10 protein-coding genes are annotated in these 7,298 nt (G+C 50.6%); 7 read left to right on the forward strand and 3 right to left on the reverse strand.

Annotated elements, in window-relative coordinates:
• Positions 1 to 50: 50 nt before the first annotated feature.
• From QRD42_RS14285 to QRD42_RS14295, 3 genes are read left to right on the forward strand one after another with little or no spacing between them, the layout of a single operon-like run.
• Entirely contained in the window at positions 51 to 572 is a 522-nt protein-coding gene (locus tag QRD42_RS14285; protein WP_318372860.1) for a sugar ABC transporter, read from the forward strand.
• 16 nt (positions 573 to 588) lie between these two features.
• Positions 589 to 915, forward strand: coding sequence for a hypothetical protein (locus QRD42_RS14290; RefSeq protein WP_321987431.1), 327 nt, complete (start codon positions 589 to 591; stop codon positions 913 to 915).
• 13 nt (positions 916 to 928) lie between these two features.
• Positions 929 to 1,762: an MBL fold metallo-hydrolase gene (locus tag QRD42_RS14295; RefSeq protein ID WP_072568408.1), complete on the forward strand. Its 834-nt coding sequence runs from the start codon at positions 929 to 931 to the stop codon at positions 1,760 to 1,762.
• Between the two features lie 123 nt (positions 1,763 to 1,885).
• On the opposite strand, the gene QRD42_RS14300 is transcribed toward QRD42_RS14295, so the two are convergent.
• Positions 1,886 to 2,656, reverse strand: a complete 771-nt coding sequence (locus QRD42_RS14300; RefSeq protein WP_321987432.1) for an SDR family oxidoreductase — start codon at positions 2,654 to 2,656, stop codon at positions 1,886 to 1,888.
• Between the two features lie 94 nt (positions 2,657 to 2,750).
• On the opposite strand from QRD42_RS14300, the gene QRD42_RS14305 reads away from it, so the two are divergent.
• Positions 2,751 to 3,659, forward strand: a complete 909-nt coding sequence (locus QRD42_RS14305; protein WP_321987433.1) for an AraC family transcriptional regulator — start codon at positions 2,751 to 2,753, stop codon at positions 3,657 to 3,659.
• A gap of 29 nt (positions 3,660 to 3,688) precedes the next feature.
• Here QRD42_RS14305 and QRD42_RS14310 read toward each other — a convergent pair whose 3' ends face one another.
• Entirely contained in the window at positions 3,689 to 4,171 is a 483-nt protein-coding gene (locus QRD42_RS14310) for a glutathione peroxidase (RefSeq protein WP_072568411.1), read from the reverse strand.
• A 163-nt stretch (positions 4,172 to 4,334) separates the two neighbouring features.
• Here QRD42_RS14310 and QRD42_RS14315 point away from each other — a divergent pair, with 163 nt between their 5' ends.
• Positions 4,335 to 4,694 carry an immunity 8 family protein gene (locus QRD42_RS14315; RefSeq protein WP_072568412.1) on the forward strand — a complete coding sequence of 120 codons (360 nt, stop codon included), beginning with the start codon at positions 4,335 to 4,337 and terminating at the stop codon, positions 4,692 to 4,694.
• A gap of 31 nt (positions 4,695 to 4,725) precedes the next feature.
• Here QRD42_RS14315 and QRD42_RS14320 read toward each other — a convergent pair whose 3' ends face one another.
• Entirely contained in the window at positions 4,726 to 5,298 is a 573-nt protein-coding gene (locus tag QRD42_RS14320; RefSeq protein WP_321987434.1) for a GNAT family N-acetyltransferase, read from the reverse strand.
• Between the two features lie 236 nt (positions 5,299 to 5,534).
• On the opposite strand from QRD42_RS14320, the gene QRD42_RS14325 reads away from it, so the two are divergent.
• Positions 5,535 to 6,104 (forward strand): histidine phosphatase family protein, encoded by a 570-nt coding sequence (locus QRD42_RS14325; RefSeq protein WP_321987435.1) that lies wholly within the window; start codon positions 5,535 to 5,537, stop codon positions 6,102 to 6,104.
• Between the two features lie 106 nt (positions 6,105 to 6,210).
• The gene (locus QRD42_RS14330) at positions 6,211 to 7,122 is read left to right on the forward strand and encodes an alpha/beta fold hydrolase (protein ID WP_321987436.1); all 912 of its coding nucleotides are present in this window, start codon (positions 6,211 to 6,213) and stop codon (positions 7,120 to 7,122) included.
• Positions 7,123 to 7,298 lie beyond the last annotated feature (176 nt).

A 7,298-nucleotide genomic window follows, 5' to 3' on the forward strand; every position in this document is an offset into this window, starting at 1 on the left:
ATTAAGCAAATGAATCTGCTTACGCCTGTGGCTCATATGGAGATAAACAGATGTTCTATACCGTGGAATGTTCATATAACGATCCTGACAGCGAGGCAGAATGGAATGCCTTTTATAGTCAGCAAAAATTACCCGCGTTGATATCTGTTACTGGCTTCACGACGTCGCAACGCTTTCGTGCTATCAATTCCGGCTGCCCTGTTTACCTTGCCATTCATACCATTAAAGATGCGGATATTCTCAACAGTGATGATTACCGTTTAAAAGGAGGCGGCAATTTCTCTCGATGGCAGGTCTGTATTACTGACTGGCACCGTAACCTGTACGAAGGAAAGGGCATTATCCCGGCCGTATCTGCCGGTGAAATTCTGCTATTGAGCGCAACGCCATCAGGCGTTTTAGATAAAGAGTTAGGATATCGTGGGCTGGAAATGCATGCGGTAGGGCTGGATAAAACTCCTGAACATCGCGTTGCGTATGTTCTGCCGGTTAGCATTGCCTCGTTATTTACTGAAATCCCAGGCATGTACCTCTATGAACCTATGACCATGCAATTGCAGGATCCGGAATAAGGGAGGCTAAAACATCATGCCCAATCTGACTTTTTATATTGCTGAAAATCAGGCTGACGTGTTGCAACGTGCTGGTGATTTTACGCATAAATGCCGCGCCCTTTGCTGTGACATCCTGCGCGCAGAGCCTCAAAACGTGCATATCATTTTTATTGCCGTAAAGCCTGGATGCGGACAACCGGTCTATGCCCAGCTCTTTTATCGCCTGACAACATTACGAACCCAGGACGTGATGGAGAACTTTATGAGGGAACTGGACGCTGCCATTCAACAGGCCTCTGGTCTGACGCCCCGTATTCGTTGTTTTGGTTCCCCAGCAGAACAGATATTTGCACGCAACTGATCCCGAGGTAAAAATGAACCAACCCTTTCCGAGCCGTGAGACTGGAGATTTTCAAATTACGGCGCTAAGCGACGGCATTATGTCAGCCAGTCTGGATTTGCTCTCAGGCATAGAAAAAGCGGAGGCAGACCTTATTCAACGCAATGCGGGTATCAATGAGCCCGGCGATATTCATATAAACTGTTACCTAATCCGTGGTCGGGGACGCATCATTTTGGTTGACGCTGGCGCCGGGATGCCTGGCAATATGCAACTCACAGCAAACCTCGCCGCAGCAGGTGTCAGCCCTGACGACATTGATACCGTGTTGCTGACACATTGCCATCCGGATCATATTGGCGGCCTGCTGGATCCTGAAAAAAAGCCGGTTTTTAAACATGCCGAAATTATGCTTCATCCTCTCGAAGCACAGCACTGGCTGGATGATAAGAAACTCGAAATAGCGAATGAGCGCGGGCAACGCAATATCCGGCTGGTCCGCCAGACATTAGACGCTTATGCCCATAACGTGCATTTTTTTAACGGGGATAAAATTGCAGGAAGTATTCTGCCCGTTTGGCTACCAGGCCATACACCGGGACATACAGGTTTTCGCATCGATACGGATGATAAATGCTTATTAATATGGGGAGACATTGTCCATTATCCGCATATTCAATCAGCACAACCGGCTGTTTCTATTTTATTCGACACTGATCCCATCCAGGCAGAGCAAACAAGGAAGATGATTCTTGAAAAGGCTGTCAGCGAAAAACTGCTCATTGCTGGTATGCATTTAGGTCAGGCAGGGTTTGCACACGTTCTCAGGGAGGGTAATGGATACCGAATTTCCTGTACTGACAAATGAAGGGATGTATCTGTTGGGAGGGTTATTGATTCCCTCAATACAACGTTATTATTGTCTGCGGCTCAGAAACTGAGAGAGGAAGACCCTCTCTCTTTTCCCGTATCACGCCTTTGCCCGCCGCAATCACTCGCAAAAAGGGGAACGCTGCTGCGCCGCGGAGAGAAGCTGCATCGCATCTTCACCGGCCGCGGTGTAGAGCGGAGCGTTTTGATTTTCAGCCACGGCATAAATAGCGTTCGCCACATCTTCCGCGTGCGTCACTGGCGCGTGGGGATCACCCGCCCGCTGGATAAATTCATTCACCAGGCTTCCATAGACCGCATCGTCCCGCCCGCCAGAGTAAGCCCGCGCATTTTCACCAAACTTCGTTTCCGGCGAGCGCCCCGGTAATACAACGTGAACGCGGATCCCAAAAGGCTTCACTTCGACGGCTAATGACTCGCTCCAGGCATTCAGCGCCGCTTTACTGGCGCGATAAACCCCAATCAGCGGCATCGCTTTGGTGGTCACGGACGAAGACACGTTGATGATCGTCCCTGATTTTTTCTCTCTCATCTTCGGCAGAAACGCCTGCGTTAATGCCAGCGTGCCCAGCACATTGATGTTCATTAATTGCTGCGCGGTGGAGAGGGACGTCAGTTCAACGGGAACCGCCGCGCCAAGACCGGCATTATTGACCAGCAGGTCAATCGCGCCCGCCTTTTTCACCACATCAGTAATACTTTCCGCAGAGGTGATGTCCAGCGGCAATATCCGCAGCCGGTCGCTGGCAGGAAAAAGCGTCGCATCCGGCGTTCTCATGGTGGCAATCACGTCCCAGCCCCTGGCTAAAAAAAGTTGTGCTGTTGCCAGCCCAAAACCTGAAGAGCATCCGGTAATCAGTGCAGTCGACATGGTAAATCCTCGCTGTTGGTCAGAGCAGCAATCATAGTCGTAGCCATTCGGACAATATATAATCAGAAATCCACTTTTCTTGAGAGAGAGTCCAGTGTCAGATCCGTTAACCGATATTGTTGCTTTACTCAACCCCAGGCCCACCCATACCAAACTCGTCGAGGGGGCAGGGAAGTGGCGTATTGTCCGGGAGTCTGCCGGAGAGGCGTTTTACTGCGCCGTGTTGCAGGGGGAATGCCTGATGCGTATTAACGGTAAAGCGCCGACATTGCTTGTTGCCGGTGATTTCGTGCTGATCCCTGCAACTTATACCTTTGAGAACACCAGTGCGGGAACGTCTCCTCCTGAAGACATTACGCTGCCGACCCTGCTCGGGGACGGGCACGTGAGGATCGGTTCAGCAACCGGGGAGGCGGAATTTCTTATGAATGTCGGGCACTGTGAATTCGATACGCCAGACAAACAGCTTATCGTCGCGTTACTTCCCAACGAGATCCTGATTAAAGGGCAGCGTCGTTTTGTCACCCTGTTTGAACTCCTGCTGGATGAGAGCCGCACCCGGCGGCCGGGGCGGGACGCGGTAATGACGCATCTTTTGCAACTGATACTGGTTGAAGCGTTGCGTAGCGATCCAGCACTGTCGACGACGGCAGGGATCCTGAAAGGGTTACAGCACGATAAGATCGCCACCGCGCTGCATCTCATCCATACCAACCCCGGTGCGGACTGGCAAATCGCGCAGCTCGCCCGGGAGTGCGCGATGTCCCGCTCCTCTTTTTTCGCCGTATTCAGCGAGACCGTCGGCATGTCTCCGGGGCAATATCTGCTGTTCTGGCGAATGTCGTTAGCCAGGAAAGCGCTGATGGGCGGCAAGGATAAAATAGAACAGATCGCCCTGCGTACAGGATACCAGTCTGCCAGCGCCTTCCACGTCGCCTTCACCCGCTACACCGGCCTGCCGCCGGGGGAATTCCGACGCCAGCATGTGGCTAATGCGTCCTGAAGCGCGCTGAACGTGACCCGTTCAAATGCTCACAACTTAAGTGCGGCGACGATGGCGGCTTCCATTTTCTGCGGCGTGGTGAAGGGGGCGAAACGCTTAAGCGGTTTGCCGTCGCGCCCGATCAGGAATTTAGTAAAGTTCCATTTAATGCGCTTGCCCGGCAGGCCGGGCAGTGCGTCTTTCAGGTAACGAAACACCGGGTGCGCGGCGGCACCGTTGACTTCCACTTTCTCAAACATCGGGAAGCTCACGCCGTAGTTGATGTGGCAGGTCTGAGCGATGTCGTCGGCCCCGCCTGGCTCCTGTTTACCGAACTGGTTGCAGGGGAAACCCAGCACTACCAGCCCCTGCGCACCGTACTTTTTGTAGAGCATTTCAAGGCCAGCGTACTGCGGCGTGAAACCACACTTACTGGCCGTATTCACCACCAGCACCAGCTTTCCCGCATAGTCGGCCATTGAGAAAGGCTCGCCGCGCAGGCTGGTGGCGGTGAGTTGGTAAAAGGTGGTCATGGTGGAAGCCTCGATGGAGAAAATTTTATGGGGTAGTGGTTACAGGACTGGACTTTATCATGACTGCTTCTGGCACAAAGCGAACTATAAACGATTTATGTCACAATGAGCAAAACAGACCTTAACCTAACATCAATTAGTAATTGATAACTGGATACAGCAAATGAATATTGAATTAAAAGGGCTTAGATCGCTAGAACTTGAAGATAGGTTGATAAACTATTGGCCAACTGACCCTGCCAGTTTCGGTTGTTGGATCAGAGCAATGATAGGGCCTAAAGACCGTGACGGTGCTGAAGCTTTTGATATGTTGGTATGTACGCCAGTCTGGCTTAAACAAGAGCTTGCATCATATAAGTCCCTGTCTGGCAGAGGAATGATCATTGTCGAAGAATATGATTATGATGAGATCCTTTCTTATATAGAAAAAAAGATCATTGTCTGTAATGACAAGGACTGGTCAAAAGCCGCCATCAAACTGAGCCGTTTCAGTTTCTGGGAATATGAAGATTATCAGCCATAAGCCAAATCCAGTGAATGACTTATGACAAATATTAAGATACGGCAGAAAGTAGAGCGCGAGAGCCCTGACGAGCATTCCATTCCTCACGGGTGATTTCCCAGAGTTCGGAATCAAGCAGACCGCTGACATACTCTTTCTTTTCAGTCCTGATGAGCCGCATGCCACTGCTTTCTGAAATAATTTTTGAACGGCTATTGAGAGCCGCTTTAGGTGCACGCAACACTGTCTTATTTAACGAATTAAACCAATAATCCGTAGCTGCATTACTGGCCTCACGCATAAAGCCCTGGCCCTGATGCTCCGGAGCTAACCAAAATCCACGGTTATTATCCTCAACATCATACAGACAGATTACACCCATCAGTTTGTCTGGTGTTTCAAGGTGTCTGATAGTCCAGAACCAGGCTATCCCATTTGCCATATCAGGCAAAGCAACGTTATTGACGTAACTCTCGGCACCGTTATCAGGGTAGGGCCATGGTACTGAAGAGACCATGTAGCGAACTATCTCCCAACGCGGGTAAAGCAACTGAATTTGTGAGGCATCTTCGGAGGCTAATGGTTTTAACAGCAAGCGTTCTGTATAGAGTATTAGTATTGGCATATGTACTTTTCCTTGCTGAGCTTGATATCTATTTCTGTATTACCCGTTCAGTAGCAGTCTCACTTTAGCTGGATGTATAAGCGGTCATCAGATCTGTACGGCTGTATAATTTATCTGCTTCTGCGCGCACTGATCTTCTTTTGCCATGCTCCAGTCCTCCGGGTCAACCCTAAATATGGTGGTAGTGCACCCTGGATTCATTGCGTTAGATTGTCCGCATTATAAGGATCACAAAAATGAAGCTCTTTATGGAAATTATTTTGATGCGTCATGGAAAGCCGTCTTTTACAGGTTCTTCGAGGGTAACGAGCCTTGAGATGGACAAATGGATTTCACAATATGATCTCTCCGATACGGGCAGCGATATGGCCCCGCAATCCAGTAAATCATTAGCATCCAGCGCATTGCACATCATAAGTAGTCCTCTTCCCAGAGCGCTTTCATCTGTGAGGGCATTAGGGCGTGAACCGGACCTCATTGATGAGGTCTTCAGGGAAGCAGACTTGCCCGTATTACGCATGCCAGCATTCAGGTTATCCCCCATCTTGTGGGCGTCTCTTTTCCGCGTCATGTGGCTTTGTGGCTTCTCCCGTAATGTAGAGACCCTGAGCCTGGCTAAACAGCGCGCCGTTCAGGCTGCGGATATTCTTGTAACAACAGCAGAAGAATCAAACGGGCCCGTACTGCTTATGGGGCATGGGGTGATGAATCGACTGATTGCAAAGGAACTCATCTCGTTGGGCTGGAAAGAGGGCCATCGACAGGGCAATGGTTACTGGAACGCTCGCACCTACAGCTTACGTTAAGTAAAGATCTCAATTACACATCTGATAATCCCTCAATGATTATTTGCTAAACCCTTCTTTCAGCCTGGCCCGGTTTGTCAGGGGTAGAATAAAAAGGACTACACTCATGCGTACCGCAAAAATCCGCGCCATCCTCGGTGGGGCTCTTTTATTATTGTCAGTTTTAGCCTCAGCGTCCGCAACGCAGACTATGTCCATACCTTCAGAGCATCCGAACCCGCAGCGTATTTCTGTACAGACGCAAGGCTCAGGGCCGGATGTCATATTGATCCCGGGGCTGGCGTCCTCTCGCGACATCTGGGCCGGATTAGTCGCAACTTTACGTAAGAACCACCGTGTTCATCTTGTAGAACTTGCGGGCTTTGCAGGTACGCCTGCCATATCCAGTCCACAGGGAAAAGTCATCGCTTCGGCAGTTGATGCCCTCGCTGATTACATTCAAAGCCAGAACATCCAGGCACCAGCGATCATTGGCCATTCTCTTGGCGGCGAGATGGCATTGATGCTGGGGGCCCGTCATCCTGACCAGGTCGGTCGTTTGATGATCGTCGATGCCTTGCCGTTCTATACGTTGATGATTGACCCTGCGGCGACCACCGAAACGGCTGCCCGGCATGCCGCAGCTATGCGGGATTTGTTACTGCGGCAGTCGCCGGAGCAACTCATGGAGTTTCAGAAAGCATCCATAAACCGTTTAGTGAAGAACGGGGCGGTGAAACCTGCTCTGGTGACTGCGGGGATCAATTCTGATCGCAAAACCGTTGCGGATGCCGTGTATGAATTGATGATTACCGACCTGCGTCCCGAGCTCGCTCGCATCAAAGCACCAATTGAGATCGTGTACGCGTATGATGCCTTATACGGGATCCCGGCAGCCAGCGTGGATGCGATGTACCGTCAAGCCTATGCTTCTGCACCCGACATCCATTTCACGCGGATCGATGACAGTTTTCACTTTGTCATGCTGGATCAGCCAGAACGATTTACCACCGCGGTTGAGTTATTTTTAAACAAATAAAGGATGCTGCTGCACATCAGGTTGACGCTGGAGCAGAATCTTAAGTCCGGCCAGCAAACATCGCTGGCCTGAACATCAGTTCAGCACGCTGTATGTCCTGATATAGCTAAGTCTGTATAGTGTCCGCTTCTKGCACARAGCGGACAGGATGGCTGGGCTAAAGGTCTGCTTAGAGC

It is taken from the genome of Enterobacter sp. PGRG2, assembly GCF_030291195.1.
In the GTDB taxonomy this organism is placed as follows: Bacteria; Pseudomonadota; Gammaproteobacteria; order Enterobacterales; family Enterobacteriaceae; genus Enterobacter_D.

Coding starts and splice junctions, on each gene's coding strand:
- QRD42_RS14290 (WP_321987431.1), top strand. CDS start 589: ATGCCCAATCTGACTTTTTATATTGCTGAAAATCAGGCTGACGTGTTG.
- QRD42_RS14325 (WP_321987435.1), top strand. CDS start 5,535: ATGAAGCTCTTTATGGAAATTATTTTGATGCGTCATGGAAAGCCGTCT.
- QRD42_RS14315 (WP_072568412.1), top strand. CDS start 4,335: ATGAATATTGAATTAAAAGGGCTTAGATCGCTAGAACTTGAAGATAGG.
- QRD42_RS14310 (WP_072568411.1), bottom strand. CDS start 4,171: ATGACCACCTTTTACCAACTCACCGCCACCAGCCTGCGCGGCGAGCCT.
- QRD42_RS14285 (WP_318372860.1), top strand. CDS start 51: ATGTTCTATACCGTGGAATGTTCATATAACGATCCTGACAGCGAGGCA.
- QRD42_RS14295 (WP_072568408.1), top strand. CDS start 929: ATGAACCAACCCTTTCCGAGCCGTGAGACTGGAGATTTTCAAATTACG.
- QRD42_RS14330 (WP_321987436.1), top strand. CDS start 6,211: ATGCGTACCGCAAAAATCCGCGCCATCCTCGGTGGGGCTCTTTTATTA.
- QRD42_RS14320 (WP_321987434.1), bottom strand. CDS start 5,298: ATGCCAATACTAATACTCTATACAGAACGCTTGCTGTTAAAACCATTA.
- QRD42_RS14300 (WP_321987432.1), bottom strand. CDS start 2,656: ATGTCGACTGCACTGATTACCGGATGCTCTTCAGGTTTTGGGCTGGCA.